At 65.7% G+C, this 18,992-nt stretch carries 21 protein-coding genes and 1 pseudogene; 11 read left to right on the top strand and 11 right to left on the bottom strand.

Features of this window, described 5'->3' with window-relative positions; all coding sequences use genetic code 11:
- Positions 1-73 precede the first annotated feature (73 nt).
- The 3 genes from ACXZ1E_RS13395 to ACXZ1E_RS13385 are packed head-to-tail and all read right to left on the bottom strand — an operon-like array spanning position 74 to position 2,186.
- Positions 74-547 (bottom strand): hypothetical protein, encoded by a 474-nt coding sequence (locus ACXZ1E_RS13395; protein WP_458040953.1) that lies wholly within the window; start codon positions 545-547, stop codon positions 74-76.
- A gap of 38 nt (positions 548-585) precedes the next feature.
- A complete protein-coding gene (locus tag ACXZ1E_RS13390; protein WP_458040952.1) occupies positions 586-1,899 on the bottom strand; it encodes a serine/threonine-protein kinase in 1,314 nt (437 codons plus the stop codon).
- A gap of 8 nt (positions 1,900-1,907) precedes the next feature.
- Complete coding sequence (locus tag ACXZ1E_RS13385) at positions 1,908-2,186, bottom strand: GlsB/YeaQ/YmgE family stress response membrane protein (RefSeq protein ID WP_458040951.1); 279 nt, start codon at positions 2,184-2,186, stop codon at positions 1,908-1,910.
- Positions 2,187-2,342: 156 nt separating this feature from the next.
- On the opposite strand from ACXZ1E_RS13385, the gene ACXZ1E_RS13380 reads away from it, so the two are divergent.
- From ACXZ1E_RS13380 to ACXZ1E_RS13370, 3 genes and pseudogenes are all read left to right on the top strand, one after another.
- Entirely contained in the window at positions 2,343-2,654 is a 312-nt protein-coding gene (locus tag ACXZ1E_RS13380; protein WP_458040950.1) for a hypothetical protein, read from the top strand.
- Positions 2,655-2,718: 64 nt separating this feature from the next.
- Positions 2,719-4,140 carry a DUF2254 domain-containing protein gene (locus ACXZ1E_RS13375; protein ID WP_458040949.1) on the top strand — a complete coding sequence of 474 codons (1,422 nt, stop codon included), beginning with the start codon at positions 2,719-2,721 and terminating at the stop codon, positions 4,138-4,140.
- 57 nt (positions 4,141-4,197) lie between these two features.
- Positions 4,198-4,590, top strand: a pseudogene (locus ACXZ1E_RS13370) (lysophospholipid acyltransferase family protein); the annotation flags it as partial.
- Positions 4,591-4,653: 63 nt separating this feature from the next.
- On the opposite strand, the gene ACXZ1E_RS13365 reads toward ACXZ1E_RS13370, so the two are convergent.
- From ACXZ1E_RS13365 to ACXZ1E_RS13355, 3 genes are read right to left on the bottom strand one after another with little or no spacing between them, the layout of a single operon-like run.
- A complete protein-coding gene (locus ACXZ1E_RS13365) occupies positions 4,654-5,460 on the bottom strand; it encodes an AAA family ATPase (protein WP_138173519.1) in 807 nt (268 codons plus the stop codon).
- On the bottom strand, positions 5,460-6,845 hold the full coding sequence (locus ACXZ1E_RS13360; protein ID WP_128217844.1) for a Mu transposase C-terminal domain-containing protein: 1,386 nt from the start codon (positions 6,843-6,845) through the stop codon (positions 5,460-5,462). The genes ACXZ1E_RS13365 and ACXZ1E_RS13360 overlap by 1 nt, the downstream gene beginning before the upstream one ends.
- Positions 6,846-6,852: 7 nt before the next feature.
- Positions 6,853-7,449, bottom strand: coding sequence for a recombinase family protein (locus ACXZ1E_RS13355; RefSeq protein WP_458040948.1), 597 nt, complete (start codon positions 7,447-7,449; stop codon positions 6,853-6,855).
- A 262-nt stretch (positions 7,450-7,711) separates the two neighbouring features.
- Here ACXZ1E_RS13355 and ACXZ1E_RS13350 point away from each other — a divergent pair, with 262 nt between their 5' ends.
- The gene (locus ACXZ1E_RS13350) at positions 7,712-8,392 is read left to right on the top strand and encodes a response regulator transcription factor (RefSeq protein ID WP_292903264.1); all 681 of its coding nucleotides are present in this window, start codon (positions 7,712-7,714) and stop codon (positions 8,390-8,392) included.
- Positions 8,389-9,357, top strand: a complete 969-nt coding sequence (locus ACXZ1E_RS13345; RefSeq protein WP_128217842.1) for a sensor histidine kinase — start codon at positions 8,389-8,391, stop codon at positions 9,355-9,357. Before ACXZ1E_RS13350 ends, ACXZ1E_RS13345 begins: the two co-directional genes overlap by 4 nt.
- Here the strand turns inward: ACXZ1E_RS13345 and ACXZ1E_RS13340 are convergent, their stop codons facing one another.
- From ACXZ1E_RS13340 to ACXZ1E_RS13330, 3 genes are read right to left on the bottom strand one after another with little or no spacing between them, the layout of a single operon-like run.
- Positions 9,358-10,152 (bottom strand): FAD:protein FMN transferase, encoded by a 795-nt coding sequence (locus ACXZ1E_RS13340; protein WP_128217841.1) that lies wholly within the window; start codon positions 10,150-10,152, stop codon positions 9,358-9,360.
- The gene (locus ACXZ1E_RS13335) at positions 10,152-10,658 is read right to left on the bottom strand and encodes an FMN-binding protein (RefSeq protein ID WP_128217840.1); all 507 of its coding nucleotides are present in this window, start codon (positions 10,656-10,658) and stop codon (positions 10,152-10,154) included. The genes ACXZ1E_RS13340 and ACXZ1E_RS13335 overlap by 1 nt, the downstream gene beginning before the upstream one ends.
- Positions 10,659-10,671: 13 nt before the next feature.
- The gene (locus ACXZ1E_RS13330; RefSeq protein WP_359921008.1) at positions 10,672-12,081 is read right to left on the bottom strand and encodes a ferredoxin reductase family protein; all 1,410 of its coding nucleotides are present in this window, start codon (positions 12,079-12,081) and stop codon (positions 10,672-10,674) included.
- Between the two features lie 521 nt (positions 12,082-12,602).
- Here ACXZ1E_RS13330 and ACXZ1E_RS13325 point away from each other — a divergent pair.
- The 5 genes from ACXZ1E_RS13325 to ACXZ1E_RS13305 all read left to right on the top strand — a co-directional run bounded on the left by ACXZ1E_RS13325 (position 12,603) and on the right by ACXZ1E_RS13305 (position 16,039).
- The gene (locus ACXZ1E_RS13325) at positions 12,603-13,124 is read left to right on the top strand and encodes a DUF2231 domain-containing protein (RefSeq protein ID WP_128217839.1); all 522 of its coding nucleotides are present in this window, start codon (positions 12,603-12,605) and stop codon (positions 13,122-13,124) included.
- Positions 13,124-13,855, top strand: coding sequence for a VIT1/CCC1 transporter family protein (locus ACXZ1E_RS13320; protein ID WP_128217838.1), 732 nt, complete (start codon positions 13,124-13,126; stop codon positions 13,853-13,855). Before ACXZ1E_RS13325 ends, ACXZ1E_RS13320 begins: the two co-directional genes overlap by 1 nt.
- Before the next feature lie 100 nt (positions 13,856-13,955).
- A complete protein-coding gene (locus ACXZ1E_RS13315) occupies positions 13,956-14,432 on the top strand; it encodes a cupin domain-containing protein (protein WP_128217837.1) in 477 nt (158 codons plus the stop codon).
- A 126-nt stretch (positions 14,433-14,558) separates the two neighbouring features.
- A complete protein-coding gene (locus ACXZ1E_RS13310) occupies positions 14,559-14,939 on the top strand; it encodes a lysophospholipid acyltransferase family protein (protein WP_458040947.1) in 381 nt (126 codons plus the stop codon).
- 59 nt (positions 14,940-14,998) lie between these two features.
- On the top strand, positions 14,999-16,039 hold the full coding sequence (locus ACXZ1E_RS13305) for a lactonase family protein (RefSeq protein ID WP_458040946.1): 1,041 nt from the start codon (positions 14,999-15,001) through the stop codon (positions 16,037-16,039).
- A gap of 73 nt (positions 16,040-16,112) precedes the next feature.
- On the opposite strand, the gene ACXZ1E_RS13300 is transcribed toward ACXZ1E_RS13305, so the two are convergent.
- Positions 16,113-16,832: a GAF and ANTAR domain-containing protein gene (locus ACXZ1E_RS13300; protein WP_458040945.1), complete on the bottom strand. Its 720-nt coding sequence runs from the start codon at positions 16,830-16,832 to the stop codon at positions 16,113-16,115.
- 321 nt (positions 16,833-17,153) lie between these two features.
- On the opposite strand from ACXZ1E_RS13300, the gene ACXZ1E_RS13295 reads away from it, so the two are divergent.
- Entirely contained in the window at positions 17,154-17,507 is a 354-nt protein-coding gene (locus ACXZ1E_RS13295) for a DUF7882 family protein (RefSeq protein ID WP_458040944.1), read from the top strand.
- 87 nt (positions 17,508-17,594) lie between these two features.
- On the opposite strand, the gene ACXZ1E_RS13290 is transcribed toward ACXZ1E_RS13295, so the two are convergent.
- Positions 17,595-18,476: a manganese catalase gene (locus tag ACXZ1E_RS13290; protein ID WP_458040943.1), complete on the bottom strand. Its 882-nt coding sequence runs from the start codon at positions 18,474-18,476 to the stop codon at positions 17,595-17,597.
- Between the last annotated feature and the right edge of the window lie 516 nt (positions 18,477-18,992).

Raw genomic sequence — 18,992 nt, 5'->3', positions numbered from 1 at the left:
CAGCCAAAAACGGCCGGAATTAGGCCAGCGAAGATGAGAAATCTCCCATCTTCACGCCGTGACGCCGCGGGAGCTAGCCGTTGCCCCGGCCTCCGCCGTTTCGGTTCCCATTCCCGCTGTTCCCGTCCGTGCCGTTGCCGTCCCTGCCGTTGCCGTTGTTGCCGTCGTTCCCATTGCCCCGGTTGCCCTCGTCACCGTCGCCATCATCCGAATCAGGAACGTCCGGCGCCTCCGGCGCCACCGGAGCCGGCGCCTCGACGGGCTCCTCGGCGGGCGCGCTCGGCGTTGCAGATTCTGCCGCTTGCACGAGGTCGGCGCGCACCGCATCGATCGCCGCCTGGATCGTCGCGGCCCGCTCGTCGGTCACGTCACCCTGGCCCCGCGCGGCGTCAAGCGCCGCCTGAAGTGCATCGAGTTCGGCCGTCGCCGCGGCATAGGCGCCCGTCGCGGCGGTCTCCGCCACCGATACCACGAGCGACTGGAGCTGTGCGGCGGACTCCGCGGTCAGGTCGCTGTCCGACTGCGCGCACCCGCTGAACACGAGCATGCAAGCGAGCGCCGGGGCGAGCAATCCCGCCCGGCGCCTCATGGTGTCACCCCGTCGAGAAGATCCTGCAGATGCGTGTCGAGGGGCTCGCCCACCTGCGGCAGATCCGGCTGCGCTGGCTCGGACGGCAGGTTCGCGGTCCAGAGCACGGCGGCGAGCACGCCCGCAACCAGCAACGCCACGAGCGCGAGCAGCCCCAGACGCACACGGCGCGAACGTGCGGGCGAGCTGTTCCGTCCCGCGTTCCCACGGGTGTCGACGGGTGCGGGCTCGTGCGGTGGTGCCGAGACATCTGTCAGCGCTTCGGTCGGGAGCATCGCGGTCGGTGCGGGCGGCACCAAGCCCATCGACGAGGCAGGCGCGACGGATGCCTCGGCCGCGTCACCCCCGCCGCCCTCGTCGACGGCAAGGGCGGTCACGGCCGGATCACTCGGCGCGGTATCGAGCGAGCGCGCCCGCGTTGCCACCTCGAGCGCGGTGGGGCGCTGTTCGGGGTCGCGTGCAGTCATGCCGGTCAGCAACGCACACCAAGCAGGACCGAGGGAGACGGGAATCTCGGGCTGCATCGAGAGCCGCGCGGCGATGGCCTCCACCGGGGTCTGCTGCGCGAACGCGCGGCGGCCGGTCAGCGCCTCGATCAGAACCAGGCCCAGCGAATAGATGTCCGACGCCGTCGTCGGCGCGGCGCCCCGCACCTGCTCGGGCGCGAGGTACGCGGCCGTGCCGATGGCGGTCCCGGGCGCGGTGAGGCGGGTCGTATCGACGAGGTAGGCGATGCCGAAATCGGCGAGGGTCGGGCGGAGGGTGCTTTTCGGAGTCAACGACGGGCGCAGCAGAATATTCGACGGTTTGACGTCTCGATGGATGATCCCGGCACCGTGCACGACGTGCAGAGCCTCACCCAGTTCGCGCGCGAGAGAGGCGGCATCCTCGTCGCTGATCGCCCCGCCGAGAAGGCGCGAGTCGAGCGTTCCTCCATCGATGTACTCCATCACGAGGAACGCGTCGCCGCGCTCCGGGAGATGCGCCTCGAAGAGGGTGACCAGCGCGTGATGGCTCAGCGATGCAAGCAGCCGCGTTTCGGATACCTGCCGCGCCTCGTCTCCGCGGCCCGCCGTGCCCGGAGTGAACAACTTGATCGCGACCGTGCGACCGAGCGCTTGATCGGTGGCACGGAAGACGGACGCCATCCCGCCTGCGCCCACGAACTCGTCGATTCGATACCTCTCCGCGAGCACGTCACCGACCTGCAGGGTGTTCCCCCGCAGGCCGGCGTGTGCCCGTGGAGCATCCGCCCCACCGCGACGGCCATCACTGGCCAGTCCCGGGTCGGATGCGATATCCCCCGTCATACGCGCGCTCAGCTGCGGCGCGACCGACGACCGGAGAAGGCGCCCCACAGCAGCAGAACGATGATCGAGCCGATGAGCGCACCGATGATGCCGGCGGGCTGGAAGAAGCCGTCCTGGGCGTCGGCACCGAACAGCAAGAACCCGAGGAATCCGCCGACGAACGAGCCGATGATGCCGAGGAGGATGGTCATACCGATGCCCATGCTCTGCTTGCCGGGCACGATCAGGCGCGCGAGCGCACCCGCGATCAGTCCGATGACGATGATGCTGATAATGAGTCCGAGCATGTGTGTATTGCCTTTCGAGCAGTAATTGAGCAGCTCAGATCATGCAGCACCAAGGCCCGGTGCGAAAGGGGGTTGCTTTTTCGTCCGCGGCTTGTCGTTTTTGCCGATCCTCGTCGCGCGAGCCGGGGTGTCCCTGGTTCGTCGTAGCGTTCTCGGGTGCCAGCCGTCGTCCCCCTCGCTGACCCGTGTGCGCTCTGCGGGGGCGCGGAGGGCGAGCGCCAGGACGGATGGCTGAGCTGTGCGCTCTGCAGTTGGCGCGTCGGCGACGTCATCGACTCCGACCTGGAACGGCCTCGGGTCGAGGTCGTCTACTACCTGCGATACGCCGACCGCATCAAGATCGGCACCTCCACTCGCCCCCGGCAGCGGCTCTCACGTACCCGGACCCCTGGCGGTCCTACGCCCGCTGGGTGGCCGAAGCACTCCGGCGAATCACCTGAGTTGATCGTCGTCGTGCGAAGGTTGTGAGGACCGTCGTTGCGAGGATGCGACGTCGGGCGACAGCGAACAACGCGACCGATGGGATGTGCGGATGCCTCAAGCACCACGGAGAGACACCGGCCCCAGCGCGTGGCGCGGGTGGTGGGCAACCCTGTCGGAAGCGATCGATTCGCGACTCTGGCCCGTCCCCGTCGGGACGGTCGTCGCCGCGGTGATCGTCGGCATCGTGCTCCCCCGCTTGGACCTCATCGTCGACCCGCAACTGCCGACCGCGGTTGACTCCGTCGTGTTCAATGGGGGCGCCGAGACCGCCCGCACCGTGCTGTCATCCATCGCCGGTTCGCTGATCACCGCGACGTCGCTCACCTTCTCGCTCACGGTCGTCGCGCTCCAGCTGGCGAGCAGCCAAGCATCGCCGCGCGTCCTTCGGCTGTTCGCGCGCGATCGTCAGGTGCACTGGACCCTCGCCGCATTCCTCGGAACCTTCGCCTACTCCCTCACGGTCTTGAGGACGGTGCGATCGGAAGACGACGACATCGCCGAGTTCGTACCACGCCTTTCCGTGACGCTCGGATTCGTATCGACGCTCGCGAGCGTCATCATGCTCGTCTTCTTCCTGGCGCATCTCGCGGCGCAACTGCGGGTCGAAACCATGCTGAAAGAGATTCATGCCGAGACGGATGCCACGATCGATCTGATCGATGGGCGCAACGCCACGACCCCGAGCTACGACGGCGAGATCGCCCTCCCACCGGCGCACGACACGGCGGTCGCGGATGCGAGCGGATTCATCACGCGTCACGACCACGATCTGCTCGTCCGGTACGCCGCCGAGCACCGAATCGTGATCCAGGAGCTCCGCCGTGTCGGCGAGAACGTCGTGACGGGAACACCACTGGCACGGTGGTGGCCGTCCAGGGACGATCGGACCGAACGAGAAGAGGGCGACCGAGAAAAGGGCGGTCGAGAAGATCCCGATCGAGAAGACATCGAGCGGACCATCCGGAAAGCATTCCCCATCGGATACGAACGAACCTCGGCGCAAGACGTCGACTTCGGTGTGCAGCAGACCCTCGATATCGCCCTCCGCGCGCTATCGCCTGGCGTGAACGATCCGACCACCGCGGTGCACGCGATCGGTCACCTCAGCGCGATCACCGCGCGTCTCGTCGCCATGTCGCGACTGCCGGCCGGGCTCGCGGGACCCGACGGCCAGCTCTGCCTCGTCACGATACCCCGACGCCCGGCGGACGATGTGGATGCCTCACTGACCCCTCTTCGTCACTACGGTGCCGAGCATCCCGCCGTCGTGAAGCGCTTCGTGCAGGCCGTGTCCGAGCTTTCGCTCGTGTGCGCCAGCCCTGAGGTCGATGCCGCGCTCGTCGCCCAGCTCGAAGCCCTGGACGCGCAGATTCGCGGGAACACCACCGACCCGGCGAGCAACTCGGCGATGCTCACGCTCATCGCCGAACAACGGGCACGCCTGAACGCACAAACGGCATCGACCATGTGACCGATATATCCCGCGGCAACCACCGCTTCAGACAGAAACCGGTGGCAGGGTTGATCCATGACGACGCAGCAGAGCGGCCGAGCGGGCCGCGAACCCGTGTACTCCCTCGCTGTCGGGTTGGGACGCGTGCTCTTCGGCGGCATCCTGCGACTCAAACCGGTGGTCAGCGGAATCGACCGGATCCCGGCATCCGGATCCGGTGTTCTCGCGATCACGCACTTCGGATACGCCGATTTCGCGCTCGTCGAGTGGGTCACGTGGCTGCACAATCGGCGGCACGTGCGCTTTCTCGCGATGAAGGGCGCTTTCGACAAACCCGTGGTCGGCTGGCTGCTGCGAGCGATGCGCCACATCTCGGTCGACAAGGCCGCGGGGAGCGCCGCGTACGAACTCGCCGTGGATGCCCTGCGCCGGGGCGAGTTGCTGGGGGTCTTTCCCGAGGCCGGGGTCAGTGCGTCCTTCACTGTGGAGTTCAGGTCTTGGTGGCGGCGGATTTTGATTGCTCGGTGTCGTCTAGTCGCCGATGACGAGGATGCTTGCGGCGGCTTCGACGACGTCGTCGGTGATGGCTTCGAGTTGATTGATCTTGAGTATCCGGGCGATCTGGGGGAAGAGGCGCTCGAGAAGCCGGAAGTTGCCACGCGTGATTCGTTCGATGGCGGCGATGGCCTGGGCGTCGGTGAAGTCTTCAGGGTCGAGGGTGCGTCCGATTCGTTTCCAGTGTCTGTCGAGGACGAAGAGCAGTTCGTCGCGTCCCAGCGCTCGATAGTGGTGGGAGAACCCGAGCCGGCTGTACAGCTGCGGGTAGTGCCTGAAGCGTTGGTCGATGCCGGGCATGCCGACCAGGATGATGGCGAGGTGGGTGCGGTCGTGCTGGTCCCGGAGCAGTTCAAGGGCCATCGGGGTGAGCCGTTCGGCTTCGTCGATGATGAGCAGCTCGACGAAGGAATTCTTGTGTGAGCGCTGGCCGGTGACGTTACCGATCGTGCGTTGGTGTTCCTCCACGCAGATGTCCACCTTGATCTGCCAATGACCGATCTCGCGGACGAGTTCCTTTGGTCGAGGCAGAACTTCTGGCGTGTAGAAGACAGTGCGGGACCGGTTGGCCAGAGCGTAAAACGCATCGTCCGCATCGCTGCGCGGTCCCCACTCATCGATGTACGGCTCGAGAGTGTCCCAGTTGGCGTATCTACGGGCGGATTGGGTCTTTCCCACGCCAGCGTCGCCGTGGCAGATGCCGATGGTTCGCTCTTTCCGGACGGCATTCGCGAACTCGATGAAGCGTCGGTGCTCCTTGGTCACGATGAATGCCTGGCCCATCACTCGTCCTCTTCATAGGTGCGCAGCCTGTTCCGCCGCGCCGGCTGAGGTGCGCGGCGGAGTTCAGGTCGGGCGGCGGTAGTCGGGATGCGCTCGTTGATGATCTTGCGCAGTTCGCGTCGGCGTGCTCGTCGGGCGGTTTCGACGTCGCGGAGACTCAGTCTGAGGTTCGGGTGGGCTTCGTCGATGGCGACGCAGATGAAGGTGTCGTGGTCGTAGACGCGGATCTCGGAGATGTCGCGCGGGTCGTACCGGATCGTGATCGGGTGTCCCACGAACGGGGCGAGGGTGGGAGCGAGGTAGCGCTGGCCTTGGAAGTGGATCCCGTCTCTTTGCACGATCCGGTTCTTCGGCACAGTAAGGAGGAGTGTGTCGAGGTACTCGAGACTGTCGGGCATCCGCGGAAGCCAGCCGTCGGCGACCCATGCGTCCCTCGGCGAAACTCCAAGCTCGGAGTGCGGTCGGTCGTTGTAGACGGTGATGAACGCCCCAATCGCTTGATCCAACGCGGGTAGATCCATCGACGGTGTAGGGGTGCGGCTGCCTGGTCCGAGGTGGCCGGGGAGTGTGGCGAGGAGTTCGGTGTTGATCGTGCCGAAGAATCGTTCGATCTTGCCTCGACCCTGAGGGCGGCCAACGATCGAGTGAATGATGCGGATGTGCAACGCGATCGCGGTGCGCTCAAGATGGTGGCTGGTGAAGTCAGAGCCGTGGTCGACGTGCAGGATGTCGGGGAGACCGCACATGGCCCATGCCGGGTCGGTCTTTCGCCAGATCGCTTGACGGAGCGCGAGTGCCGTGTTCAGCGCCGAGGGTGCCCCGGTGAAGACGGTGTATCCGCAGATCGCACGAGAGTAGTCGTCCATTACCGTCGTCAGCCATGGTCGATCCGGCTTCCCGTCGGAGCCGACGATGAGGATGTCTAGCTCGGTGTGATCGGACTGCCAGGTTTGGTTCGGCCGGTCAGCACGACGGCGAAGGACAAGTTCGTGCCGGTCGCGGTACGACGCCGGCCCCTCCAGCGCCAGCGTCACAAGCGCAGGATCAAGCCCGCGCACGACTTCTCGCACCGTCGCGTAACTGGGGACCGGCCTACCTTCCCGGGTCGCTTCCGCAACGGTCAGCCGATGAAGCGTCGCGAGGCTCGGCCGTGGTCTGGTCAGCGCGAGCCGTTCGATGAACGCGACGGTCTCGGGAGCTGTGCGCCGGGTTCCTGCGTCGATGCGGGGCTGCAGGTCCAGTCCGGAGATCCCGCCGTCCAGGTAGCGGCGGTGCCAGCGTTGCAGTGTGCGGGCGCTGATTCCGGTGTCGCGGGCGAGGGCCGCGAGTGGAACCTGGTCTTCGACATGAAGTCGAAGCACCCGCCACCGCTCCTCGGCGTCCACGCCTCACCTACATCGCGGCGCTTCCGCGCGCAGCGTCCGCTTGCTGGTGACGGTAGAGAGTGGCGCGGCTCCACCCGACCAGGCGGGCAGCGTCCTCAGCGGTGCGTCCCTTCGCCCGCGCCTCCCTTGCCAGCTGAAGTTTGTCCGCAATCACCGCGGGGTCGGACACGGGGCGGCCGAACCGTGTCCCGTTTTGTCGGGCGGCCGCTATCCCGGCGGTGACTCGCTCGACGATCAGTTCGCGCTCGTACTCCGCGAGGGTGGCCAGCATGTTCAACATCAACCGCCCGGTCGATGTCGCAGGGTCGATCCCGTCCGAGATGGATCGGACGTGCACGCCCCGCCCGCGCAACAGGTTCACCGTGTTCAGCACGTCGATCAGAGAACGGCCGAGACGGTCAACCCGCCAGACGACCACCGTGTCGCCCTCGGCAGCATGCTCGAGAAGCTTCTTCATCCCGGGGCGTTCGATCGCCGCCCGACTTCCCGACGTGACGTCCGCGAACACGTCGCGCTTTTGCACGCCGGCTAAGACGAGCGCGTCGAGCTGCAGCTGCGCATCCTGACTGGACGTGCTCACTCGCGTGTATCCCAAACGCCTCATACCGCCAGTGTGCCTCAATAAACCCAGCAACGCAGCGGGGTAAGACAGATCACGGCAAGACAACTTTCCGAGACGACTCGCGCCGCGGAATCACGCTGACGCCGACCGGGGCGAAAGGTGGGGGCCGATGTCTTGAAAAGCTGTACTTAACTGAGACCCTCGTGCGTGATGCGGGTACGCGGGTGGGAGCCTTCGGCCGCCGCACAAGTCGCGATACATGCCCTGGCGCCTAAGCTGGAGAATCACTTCGGGGAGGGGGCGCATGGACCGCACTCCGGGCACCGAGAGGGGTTCACTTCTCTACGTCGAGGACGACGCAGAGATCGCCGCTCTTACCGTGGAGATGCTGTCCGACGCGTATACCGTCGATCTCGCGACGGACGGGGAGTCGGGTGTTCGAAAGGCGCTCGGCCGTCCATACGACGTGATGGTGGTGGATCGTCGACTGCCGGGGATGGACGGCGTGGAATTCATCCGGTCAGTCCGTGCTGCCCGGATCACAACTCCGATTCTCATGCTGACCGCGCTCGGAACAATCGACGATCGAGTATCCGGGTTGGATGGCGGCGCCAATGACTACTTGGTGAAGCCGTTCGACTATGGCGAGTTGCTCGCGCGGCTACGTGCCCTGCGCCGCGCATTCCGCGCAGACGGCGAACGGCGTGGCATCGGGGACTGGGTTTTCACCCCGGAGTCGCAGGCGCTCTACGACCCGTCCGGCTTCCGGATCTCGCTCACGGCGACTGAATCTGCTCTGCTCGCACTCCTCACCAGCAGTCCCGACCACGTGTTCAGTCGTGAAGAGATCGTCCGCGCGGTCTTTCCTGATGGCGAGACAACGAGCTCAGTCGACACCTACGTGCACTACGTGCGGCGTAAGTCCACTCCCGACATGATCGAGACCGTTCGTTCCCGCGGATACCGGGCCGGGAGTCCGTCATGAGCAACGACTTCCTCTATGTTCGCCGCGCGTCCCGCGCCGTGGGCCTGTACGTAGGAGTCGCGTCGGCACTCATCATCGCCGCAGGTGTGGGCCTCCTCGTTCTGGTGATCCTGCTCACCTCTCGCCGGGAGGGGGCAGAACACGGCCCGGGGGTAGGCGGTGATCATTCTGGCGACGACTTCGTCGTCGACATCGATAAGGTATTGCCGGCTGTGATCCTCCTCGGGGTCGTCGGTGTGCTGCTCTTAGCGGTCGTCGCGTGGCTCGCAGCGCGGCGATCTGTGCAACCTCTCAGTGATGCCCTCCGCCTTCAGCAAGATTTCGTTGCAGACGCCAGCCATGAGCTGCGCACCCCACTCACCACCCTGACCAGCCGAATACAGGTCCTGCAGCGTCGACATGCGCGAGGTGAGCCGATCGAGGACAACCTCGCGGCTTTGCGTCGGGATGCGACCATGATGAACGACGTGCTCAACGACCTCTTGATATCGGCAGAGCAGAACACACCCGCCGCAGCAGGTCCGGCGCTCGTGTCTGTCGCCGCGGAGGCTGCCGCCGCATCCCTGCAGGCGCTTGCCGATCAGGCATCCGTGACCCTGATCGTCGATGCCGACCAGGATGTGGCGGTGCGGGTGCCGCCGGTCACGCTGATGAGGGCGATAGTCGCTCTCGTCGACAACGCCGTCCAACACTCCCCCGAGGATGGAATCGTTCGCATCACCGTCAGAAGCGCGGAGTCGTTCGCGCTCATCCGGGTCGCCGACGAAGGTGGCGGCATTTCCGGGATCGCAGTCGACCGGGTGTTCGACCGTTTCGCCCGCTCGGCGGACAGCGGCCGCAGGCGTGGGTTCGGGCTCGGCCTTTCCCTCGTGCGCGACATCGCCGTCAGGGCGGGCGGGTCCATCGAGGTGGAAGCAACTTCCGATAGAGGGACGACCTTCTTGGTGCGATTGCCTGCGGCCTGATCACACGGCAACCGTGTCAACGCACGTTCTCCCGAGCCAACGTGAGGTTCGCCCGTCCGCCGCGATGATGAGGCCTGTGCGAGTCTCTGCGCGGGAAATCCACGACCGGTCCGCGTAGCCGGCGACCACCGCCGCCGTCGCCCAGAGATCCGCCTGGGCGAGACCATCGGCTACAACGGTTGCGCTTGCTACCGTGACTGCGGGATTGCCTGTTCGCGGGTCGACGATGTGCCGACCGCGTTCCGCGACTCCTGAGGTGGCGACAGCCCCGTTCTCAATAGTGATGGTCGCCGCTACCTCACCCGGGTGGCACGGGTCCGCGATCGCGACATTCCAGCGCCAGTCGGTGTCGGGGGCGGTGAACAATTGCATGTCGCCGCCCGCGTTGATGCCAACAGCGATGTCCTGCGGGACCAACGACGCGAGATGTGTGCGCGCAACTATTTCCACCGCCCACCCTTTGACTAGGCCGGTCGGGTCGAACCAGCCCTGCCAGTCGGCCGAGAACAACCCATTCGTCTCGCGCTCGGCCTCACAGCACAGCTCGGCGACTCGCGAAACCCTGGGGTCCGCGTCCTTGATGGTCAGCTCGCCCCTGCGGATCCGATTGATATCGGAGTCGTCCCGATAGGTGGAGAAGACACGGTCGATGTCGCGGAGCTCGCTGAAGCACGCGTCCACGGCACGCCGGGTGCCGGTGGCCGGTTGCGGGCCGCGGGAGCGGACGTGGACGCTGATCGGTATCCCCATGATCTCTTCGACCCACACGTGGCGGGGAGGGATGATGGCGCGCATCAGCTCTGCGCCTGGTCGAGCGCGCTTTGCAGAGAGGTCACGTAGCCGCGACTGGTGTACGTCGCACCTGACACCATGTCGATCTGCGCGCTCTGCGCTCGCACCGTTTCGCTGACAAGCTGCGGGATCGCGTTCTGATTTATCTGACGGTCACGACCGTTGCCGTCCGGGTAGTCCACCACCTGCACATCACTAATCTGACCCCCCGCGACGGTGACCTGCACCTGCACGGGCCCGTATCGCGTGCCCGTTGAATCGCCCGTGTACGTGCCATCAGCGAGCGACGACGCGGCCGTCGGAGACGGGCTCGGGGGTGAGGAAGCACTGCCGTTGAGATTGGCATCGCCCCCGGTAGTTCCACCGCTGGCGGTGGTCCCGGTAGTCGTGGATCCGCTGACGGCGGGTTCAGTCGCGGTCGGTGGGATGGCGTCCAGAGATGTCCGGTAGCTGAAGAGCAGCACCAGCCCGGTGAGCGTGGTGAGGAGCGCGTAGATGATCTTCTTCATGGGGTCCTCCGTGTCAGATCGTGAACGCTTCGGAGTGGATGCGTTCGGGCGCGAGCCCGGCGTGCCGGAGGTCGCGTTCAAGGTCGGCCATCCAGGGAATGGGCCCGCAGAGGTACGCGTCGTACGACGTGATGTCGGGGGCCAGGTGCCGGATGAGGTCCGGTCCCTGCCATGCAGAGTGGGTTGCGGGCATCCAGGGTGAGCTGCCTGTGGAGCGCGGCCCGGGCAACGGGACGTGTCGAAGCCCGCGGTGAGCGACCAGGTCTCTGATAACGGACTGCCGGAGACCGTCGGCCGGATCCGAGTCCCGAGTGATGAGAGTCGCGTCGCCGGGCTGGAACGTTTCCGCCTCCAGGAGAGAGACGAGTGGGGCGACACCGGCTCCCGCACCGAACAACAGCAGCTTCGATCCGGTCCGCAACGCACCGGTCATATGACCGTAGGGTCCTTCGATGAGGACACGCGTTCCGGGGTGCAGTGTGGCCAGTCGGTGGGTGCCATCCCCCGCGAACCGCGCCGAAATCGACAGCCGGTCCCCGGTCGGCGCGCTGGAGAGTGAGAACGGGTGACCGCGTGTCCACCCGGGGCCGTCGAGGAAGCGCCAGATGAAGAACTGCCCGGCACGCGCACCCAGCCGGTTCATCGCCCGGCCGGACATGCGTACGGTCACTCCGCGTGCACCGTCAAGGTCGACACCGCTGACACGGATCCCGTGCCGCCACGATCGAAACAGCGGTACGCCGACCCGATACACCAGGACAGATGCTGCAGCTGCCGCCCACAGCGCCCACCAGTACGCGGTCGCCACCGGCGTGGAGAGAAAGTCTGCCCCCGTCCACAGCTGGTGCGGAAGTGCCAGGCCGACACCGAGGTACGCGTACAGGTGGAGCAGGTGCCAGGACTCGTAGCGGAGGCGGCGGCGGGCGCGTCGAATCGAGGTCACCACCACCATGAGGATCGCCAGCGTGCCTGCCGTTGCCAGCAACATCCCCGGGTAGTTCCACACGAAGTCCCACAACTGGGCGAGGGGATTCACATTCGCGGCAACCGAGTACCCGGCCACAAGCAGCACGATGTGTGCGGCGAGGAGCCAGAACGACCAAAAGCCGACGAACCGGTGCATCCGCGTGATCGCCTCACGTCCGAAACCGCGCTCAAAAATGGGGACCCGCGCCATCAGTAGCACCTGGTACAGCAGCAGGTTTGCAGAAACCAGGCCGGCCAGCCGGCCCAGCGTCGTCAATGTCTCTCCGCTAACGGCGAAGACACTCGTTACACCACCGCCCGCGACCCACAACGCCACGACGAACAGACTCGTCAACCAGATGACAGTGGTCGCGCCCATCCGCCACAGCACGGGCCGTGTTGCGTGCGACGCGACGCGAGGCGTCGAGCGGGTGGGTCTAGTGGCAAGGCTGGTCATATCTGAATCGTCCGACCCGGCCGCTGAGACAGCTCTAAGAATGGTCCGCCCACAGCAACTTCATAGGACTCGCCTTTGATTTCCGAGGAAGCGCCAGTGCCTCGAGCGGGCCCAGCCCACCCGTGCATGACCGGTGCTGCACCAGAAAGCGGTGCGACAACGATCGCCATGACTGTGCGCCTGGTTCGCGCGGGACCTTCGCCCCTAGCGGCGGCCACATCCGCAGGGTGAACTGAGGTCAACAGCGTCTGCGGCGATTCTGTCAGCCGTGACCTAACACGCAAGACCCGTCGTTCGTGCGGCGAACAAGCGCCATCGCCGGCAACCACCGTTCGGGGAAACCTCAACTACCCAAACCGAAAGTCTTGGCCATCTGCGGGGAAAGGAGGTCTCCGGACGTTGGTAGATCCGGCCGCCATTCCCACCAAAGCGCAGGCTACCCTCCGTGGTGGCTCGAGGGTTCGCGGGTTAGCGTTACCCGCGAGGACAGCGAACCGTCGCCCACCCTCCCTAGGAGCAAAATGTTTGACACGTTCTTCGGCCTCCCGCTGCATCCCCTCGTCGTACACGCCACGGAAGTCATCGTCCCGCTGGCAGCCGTGCTCGTCATTCTCACCGCTGCGTGGCCGCGTTTTCGCCGATGGGCCGGCTATCTCACGCTGGGTATCTGCCTCCTCGCACTTGCCCTCGTGCCGCTATCCACCCAATCCGGTGAAAAGTTGGAAGCGCGCGTCGGGGAGAACGCGCTGATCGAAACTCACGCCGAACTGGCCGACGGTCTCTTGCCCTGGGTCGGTGGTCTCGTGCTCATCGCCGCGGCACTCCTCTGGTGGAACATCCGTGAAAAGCGTGCCCAGGCCGCCGCGGTTCGTGCGCCAGATTCCGCAGTCGCGCCGCGACCGGAGGTGAAGGGAAGAATGCGATGGATCCCCGCGACCCTCCTGGTGCTCGCCCTTGTGGTATCCGGCGGCACGACAGTGCAAGCCATCCTGATCGGCCACAGCGGCGCGACAGCCGTGTGGTCAGGGGACATGGAAAACTGATGACACACGCACCGACAGAGTCCGCAGTCCCGCGCGATGAGCCGCACTCGGGAAGCCTGGCCGGCCGGCTGAACTGGCTGCGCGCCGGGGTGCTCGGCGCGAACGACGGAATCGTTTCCGTTGCCGCCATCGTGGTCGGTGTTGCCGGCGCAGGTTCCTCCACCGCCGCGATAGTCGCCGCCGGGTCTGCCGCTCTCGTCGGCGGTGCGATCTCGATGGCGCTAGGCGAGTACGTCTCCGTGAGTAGCCAAAGCGACAGCCAACGTGCCCTGATCGAGAAGGAAAGGACCGAACTGCGGGACGATCCCGAAGGCGAACTCGCCGAACTCTCTGCGCTCTACGAGGCCCGAGGGCTGTCGCCACACACCGCGCAGCAAGTCGCCCTCGAGCTCACGGCCAAGGACGCCCTCAAAGCGCACCTGTCGATGGAACTCAACATCGATGAGGCTGACGTCGTCAGCCCCTGGCACGCAGCGGGCGCTTCGGCCCTAGCCTTCCTCATCGGAGGAATACTTCCTCTACTCGCCATCCTGCTGACCCCCGACACCATCCGCGTGCCGGTGACCTTCGTCGTCGTACTCATCGCCCTCGCCGGGACCGGTGCGATCGGTGCCCTCCTCGGCGGCAGCCGCCCACTGACGGCAACCCTCAGGGTCGTCGCCGGCGGGGCCTTGGCCCTGATCGCCACCTTCGCCGTCGGCACCCTCCTCGGCACAACCGGCCTCATCTAAGCCGCATCGCGGAAGCCCCACATATCGCCACCACCGGGATGTACTGCCTTCAATCAGTCACCATCGCTCCACCTCGGCACTCGACAAAGGAAGAACAACCATGGATACAACAGACATCGGCCCGCGCCCGCACGCCTTCGACATCGAGGCGGCGACCCAAGCGAACGAGAACTACCGCACTGTCGCCTGGACCGGGAAATATCTGCAAGTCACGCTGATGACCATCCCGGTTGGCGAGTCCGTCGGCCTGGAATGCCACCCGGATACGGACCAGTTCCTGCGCGTGGACGCCGGTCAAGGCCAAGCCGTCATGGGCAGCGCCAAGGACCAACTCGACTTCGAACAGGCCGTCTCAGATGGGTGGGCAATTCAAGTACCTGCCGGAACGTGGCACGACGTCCGCAATACGGGCAATCAACCGCTACGCCTGTACACCGTATACGCACCGGTGCACCACGCCGCCGGAACCGTCCAGGTAACGAGCACCGACGCGGAAAACGATGAGTCCATCGGTACTGACCACGCGCCGAGCTGGACCGTACAACCCGAAGCAAGCCAGCCCGATCGTCACGCGTAGGACCCAGCATTGCCATACGAAGTCGGCAGAGCCTCAGTGCTGATTCCGAACAGCCCACCGGCCCGGGAGCGACACGTTGCCCACGCAAACTGCCGACACGGATCGACCAAATTCACATCCTTCACTGTGCGAGAACTCAAGACGGGGTCGGCGCGCATGGCCGCTGAGGCGGGCGCGCCGATCATCCCCGTCGTCGTGTGGGGCGGGCAACTCCTACGCACCAAGAACCACCGCCCGCGCCTGCGCGAGGCGTTCAAGGCGCCCCTCCGCATCGCGGTCGGCGAACCGCTCGCGGTGACGACAAGCGATGACCCGGTGCGCGCGACGGAAGAACTGCGCGGACGGATGCAGGCACTGCTCGATGAAGCGCAGGCGTCCTATCCCCTCTCGGGTTCGGGTCAGTGGTGGCAGCCGAAGCACCTGGGCGGCAGTGCTCCGACGCCCGAAGAGGCAGCCGTGGCCGAGGCCGAGCGTCAGCAGCGGAAAGCCGCGGCGCGCAACCGCTAGGCCGCGGCGCGATACCGCTCGAGCGGGCGTGGTCCGGGGCCCGCGCGTACGATCGAAGAATGACCGACACACCCCTCGTCCTGGTAGCCAATGCGGGCGACGGATCGATCAGCGTCTTCCGCCTCGCGGGGACCATGCTCGAACGCCTCGCCGTCACGGACGGACTCACCGGATGCTCGACGTTCGCCGTCGACTCGGCCCGCGGGCTCGTGTACGCCGGGGTCAAGGGCAGCAAACCGGGTGAACCCTCCGGCATCCTGACCCTCGAACTCGACCGCAGCACCGGGCGCCTCAGCCCGCGGAGCCGGCTCGACCTGCCCGACGGTGGGATGAACTACCTCGCGCTCGGCCGCGACGGAGCCCTCCTACTCGGTGCGTCCTACAGCGGCGGCTACGGCATCAGTTGCCCCATCGATGACGGGGTGGTCGGTGAGCCGGTCGGCACGATCGAGTTCCCCAACCTGCACTCGGTGCTCCCCAGCACAGACGGTCGATTCGCCTATTTCGTCTCGCTCGGCGCGGACCTCGTCGCGCAGTACGCCATCGACGACGAACTGGGCCTGGAGCCGCTCGACCCCGAGACGGTCGCTGCACCCGAGGGAAGCGGCCCGCGCCACCTCGTGCTGAATGAGGCCGGGGACGCCGTGCACGTCATCACCGAGTTCTCGGGCGAGGTGCTGCACTTCGCCCGCGACATCGGGTCCGGCGCGCTCACGTTCCGCCGTGCGACGTCCGTGGTCGACCCGGCACGAGGACTCGGACACAGTGTGTTCGGCGCCGACCCTCGCGAGAACCACTTCATCTGGGGCGCCGACCTGCACTGGGGCCGGGCTGAGTCGATGCTCTGGACATCCGAGCGCACCGAGAGCACGCTGGCGGCTGCTTCCGTGGGCACGGACGGCACCGTTTCTTCGCCGACGATCTTCCACGAGACCGAGCCGCAGCCCCGCGGTTTCGCGATCAGTCCAGACGGGTCGCTGCTCGTCGCGGCCGGGGAACGCTCGACGACCATCTCGCTGTACGCGGTGGAGGGCGACGCGCTCGAATTGCTCCAGCAGGCAGAGACCGGGCGCGGCGCGAACTGGGTCAGATTCGCCTGACCGTCGGCCATTGCGAAGCCGTCGGTCGCATGCTCCGTCGATTCGAGCCAGCTCGGTGCAGGTGGGGTCCGCTTCAGCGTTCGAGCACCAGAGAGCGATCCGCGACGTTCTGCGCGACAGCACTCAACATCAGGTGACGCGTACGCGCGTAGGTGCGCAGAAGGTCAAACGCTGCGTGCATGCCCAGACCTGTCTGTGCCGCAATGATTCCCTTTGCCTGTTCGATGATTACCCTGCTGTCGAGGGCGTGCTGCAACTGGGCGGCGAGGAGAGCACTGTCTCGCAGAGAGCGCTCCTGAAGGATGCCGATCGTGGCCACATCAGCGAGAGCACGCGCCACCGCTGCGTCTCCGTCGCTCAACTCGCCCTTTTGCACGCGGAACAGGCCCATCGCACCGATGGTCTGACCGCGCAACCGCATCGGGATGGCATGCATCGAGCGGAAACCCAGAGCGGCGGCGGCCGCGCGGAACGACGACCATCGGCCTGTCCCCGCGCCGATATCGCCGAGCGTCACGCTGCGTCCGGTCCGGAACGATTCCACGGACGGACCTTCGCCCGCGTTGAGCTGATTGATCTCCATGAACTCCGCGTCCTCGCTCGTCGAAGCGATCAGCTTCAGGACGCCGTGACTATCGGCGATCAGCAGCCCTCCTGCGTCGGCAGCCACCAGCTGCGTGCACTCATGCACCAGGGAGTCGAGAAGGTCGACGATGTCGAACTCGTCCACCAACGTGTCTGCCATCTTCACGAAGGCGGCACTCAGGCGCGCGTCCCGCGTTAGTTCAACCATCTCCGACTCCTGAGATCGTCATGGATTCACTTCGTCGACAGAGAGCCGAAGCGTCCCGAGCGTTCCGGGGTGAGCAGGGCACGATCCGGGGCTGTCCTGCGCAATATTCTCCGGCAACACGAGCGTCGCGCGCCAGGTCCGACGGTGCCAAATCCAGGGAGATGGTCTGTCAACCCCCAATATTCGTCGTGGGGGTGTGGGACAGTGGAGTATCAGTTGCCTGGTGGGGTCGTCATTCAGCGAATCCACCAGGCAAACGACCCGAACGGGTCGTAGCCCCCCAGACCTCGGAGCCCGCTGATCGAGCACCGAGAGGACCCCATGGGTAAGTTCATCTATGACTCGATGATCAAGGTAGATTTCGAAGATCGTCTGCTTGCGCATCTTCAGCTGGTCATCGGCGCCAAGCTACGCCGAGGCGAATCTTTCCACTTCACGTGGAAAGACGATTCCAGCATCGGCACCGGACGCACCGTGGTGTGGGTGCACCCGGGAGTTTCGCTCGTTTACAGGTTTTATGGGAGCCGACAGCCCCAGATAAACCGGGCGTGGGTCGAAGCGCTGACGTACACGGCGAACGCGCCGACCGGGCTCTACGCCGTGCCGGAGCCGCCCGAGGGCGCTCAGACGCTCGCGGATGCACTGAACCTGAAGCTGACGAACGAACCGGCGTGACTCGTGAGGTCGGCGGCGAGCGTCTGGCGCGAATCGAAACCTATCCGCACCCGCGTCGGTCATTCGGCTCTTCGCGTGACGGTGGCCCTACTTCTCGCTGAGCTTGTCTTTGATCACGCCGGTCGCCTTGTCGATCAGATTCGGCTTCGTGTCCGTCCCGAAGAACCGGGGGTCCGGTTGCGTGGGAGGCGGCATCGGGACGCTGGACTGCGGCTCCGAGAGGTACGTGAATTCGCCCTTTCCGTCGGGCGTGGGGCCTGCCGCCCACGACCCGGTGGCCGCTGCTTCGCCGTCCGAGAAATTGATGTACTGGTAGCTGACGTCGTGCTGCTCCTGTGAAAGCGGGAAGTTGACGGGCACCGGGAGGTCCTCGATACCTTCATCCCGCAGCTCCTGCGCGGCCGCGATCCACTGGTTCTGGTGCATGGTGTCGCGCGCGATGAGAAACGATAGGAGGTCTCGCACGCCGTGGTCGTCCGTCATGTTATAGATGCGCGCGGCTTGCAGACGGCCCTGCATCTCCCCGTTCGCGTTCGCGGTGAAGTCGGCGAGAAGGTTCCCACTCGCCGTGATGTAAGAGCCCTGCCAGGGGTTTCCGTTGCTGTCGACGGGTCGGGCGCCCGCGCCGGCGACGATTGCCGACTGAACGTCCATCCCGCCGATGACCGCACCGAGCACCGGGTCCGCTGCGGCGGCTGCCTCGCTTTGCTCGACCGGTGCCTTCTCCAAGAGCTGGGCGATCATGATCGCCAGCATTTCGACGTGACCGAATTCTTCCGAGCCGATCCCGTAGAGCAGGTCTCGGTATTTACCCGGAAGGTGCGAGTTCCACGCCTGGAACCCGTATTGCGTCGCGATCGTGATTTCCCCGTACTGGCCTCCCAGCACCTCCTGCATCCTGCGGGCGAGGATGGCGTCAGGCTTGCTAGGACTGGCCGTGAATTGCATCTCCTGCTTGTGAAAGAACACCGTCAGGCCCCTCTTTCGTCGCACCGCCGTCTGGTCGGCATATCGGGAACGGTAGATCCGGGCCCCTGCTTTTCCCTCGGGGCTACCCGATTGCGATTGGCGCGCGTATCCTGCGCCCGACTTGTGGTTCCTCGGTGGCGGTACCGCTGACTTCTCACCTCGGGGGGAACCCCGATGTGCGCGGCATTGTCAAGACCCTCTTCTGTTCGAATCGCCTCCGCATACCGTCCGTTGCAGAAACCCTCGAGTCTCCGAGGGGTTGTGCGGGGCGGCCGCGTCTCAGATCAAACGGACTATGGGGAGAGATCTTGTCGGGTTCTGAGAGTCGCCACACGACGCCGGACGGTCGCCCCGCCGCACTGCCACCTCGGCAAGCAGTTTCCATCGGATCTCACATCGAGTCATCCCTCCCAAACCGCCTGGGATGCTCTGCTGCGACGCCCGAACGATCGGGCGAATCATGTACACGGTCCGCGAATCCTGCGCAAGGCCCATGGCCCGGTGGCGTGAGGATAT

The organism is Pacificispira sp. HM-600 (assembly GCF_977993705.1).
This window is presented reverse-complemented; position numbering and strand designations above follow the sequence as displayed.

What these genes read in the sequence shown, in the direction of transcription:
- ACXZ1E_RS13340 (WP_128217841.1), bottom strand. Translation starts at nt 10,152, where the DNA reads ATGCGCGCCATCATCCCTCCCCGCCACGTGTGGGTCGAAGAGATCATG.
- ACXZ1E_RS13315 (WP_128217837.1), top strand. Translation starts at nt 13,956, where the DNA reads ATGGATACAACAGACATCGGCCCGCGCCCGCACGCCTTCGACATCGAG.
- ACXZ1E_RS13355 (WP_458040948.1), bottom strand. Translation starts at nt 7,449, where the DNA reads ATGAGGCGTTTGGGATACACGCGAGTGAGCACGTCCAGTCAGGATGCG.
- ACXZ1E_RS13320 (WP_128217838.1), top strand. Translation starts at nt 13,124, where the DNA reads ATGACACACGCACCGACAGAGTCCGCAGTCCCGCGCGATGAGCCGCAC.
- ACXZ1E_RS13335 (WP_128217840.1), bottom strand. Translation starts at nt 10,658, where the DNA reads ATGAAGAAGATCATCTACGCGCTCCTCACCACGCTCACCGGGCTGGTG.
- ACXZ1E_RS13385 (WP_458040951.1), bottom strand. Translation starts at nt 2,186, where the DNA reads ATGCTCGGACTCATTATCAGCATCATCGTCATCGGACTGATCGCGGGT.
- ACXZ1E_RS13350 (WP_292903264.1), top strand. Translation starts at nt 7,712, where the DNA reads ATGGACCGCACTCCGGGCACCGAGAGGGGTTCACTTCTCTACGTCGAG.
- ACXZ1E_RS13305 (WP_458040946.1), top strand. Translation starts at nt 14,999, where the DNA reads ATGACCGACACACCCCTCGTCCTGGTAGCCAATGCGGGCGACGGATCG.
- ACXZ1E_RS13375 (WP_458040949.1), top strand. Translation starts at nt 2,719, where the DNA reads ATGCCTCAAGCACCACGGAGAGACACCGGCCCCAGCGCGTGGCGCGGG.
- ACXZ1E_RS13300 (WP_458040945.1), bottom strand. Translation starts at nt 16,832, where the DNA reads ATGGTTGAACTAACGCGGGACGCGCGCCTGAGTGCCGCCTTCGTGAAG.
- ACXZ1E_RS13325 (WP_128217839.1), top strand. Translation starts at nt 12,603, where the DNA reads ATGTTTGACACGTTCTTCGGCCTCCCGCTGCATCCCCTCGTCGTACAC.
- ACXZ1E_RS13395 (WP_458040953.1), bottom strand. Translation starts at nt 547, where the DNA reads ATGCTCGTGTTCAGCGGGTGCGCGCAGTCGGACAGCGACCTGACCGCG.
- ACXZ1E_RS13295 (WP_458040944.1), top strand. Translation starts at nt 17,154, where the DNA reads ATGGGTAAGTTCATCTATGACTCGATGATCAAGGTAGATTTCGAAGAT.
- ACXZ1E_RS13330 (WP_359921008.1), bottom strand. Translation starts at nt 12,081, where the DNA reads ATGACCAGCCTTGCCACTAGACCCACCCGCTCGACGCCTCGCGTCGCG.
- ACXZ1E_RS13365 (WP_138173519.1), bottom strand. Translation starts at nt 5,460, where the DNA reads ATGGGCCAGGCATTCATCGTGACCAAGGAGCACCGACGCTTCATCGAG.
- ACXZ1E_RS13345 (WP_128217842.1), top strand. Translation starts at nt 8,389, where the DNA reads ATGAGCAACGACTTCCTCTATGTTCGCCGCGCGTCCCGCGCCGTGGGC.
- ACXZ1E_RS13390 (WP_458040952.1), bottom strand. Translation starts at nt 1,899, where the DNA reads ATGACGGGGGATATCGCATCCGACCCGGGACTGGCCAGTGATGGCCGT.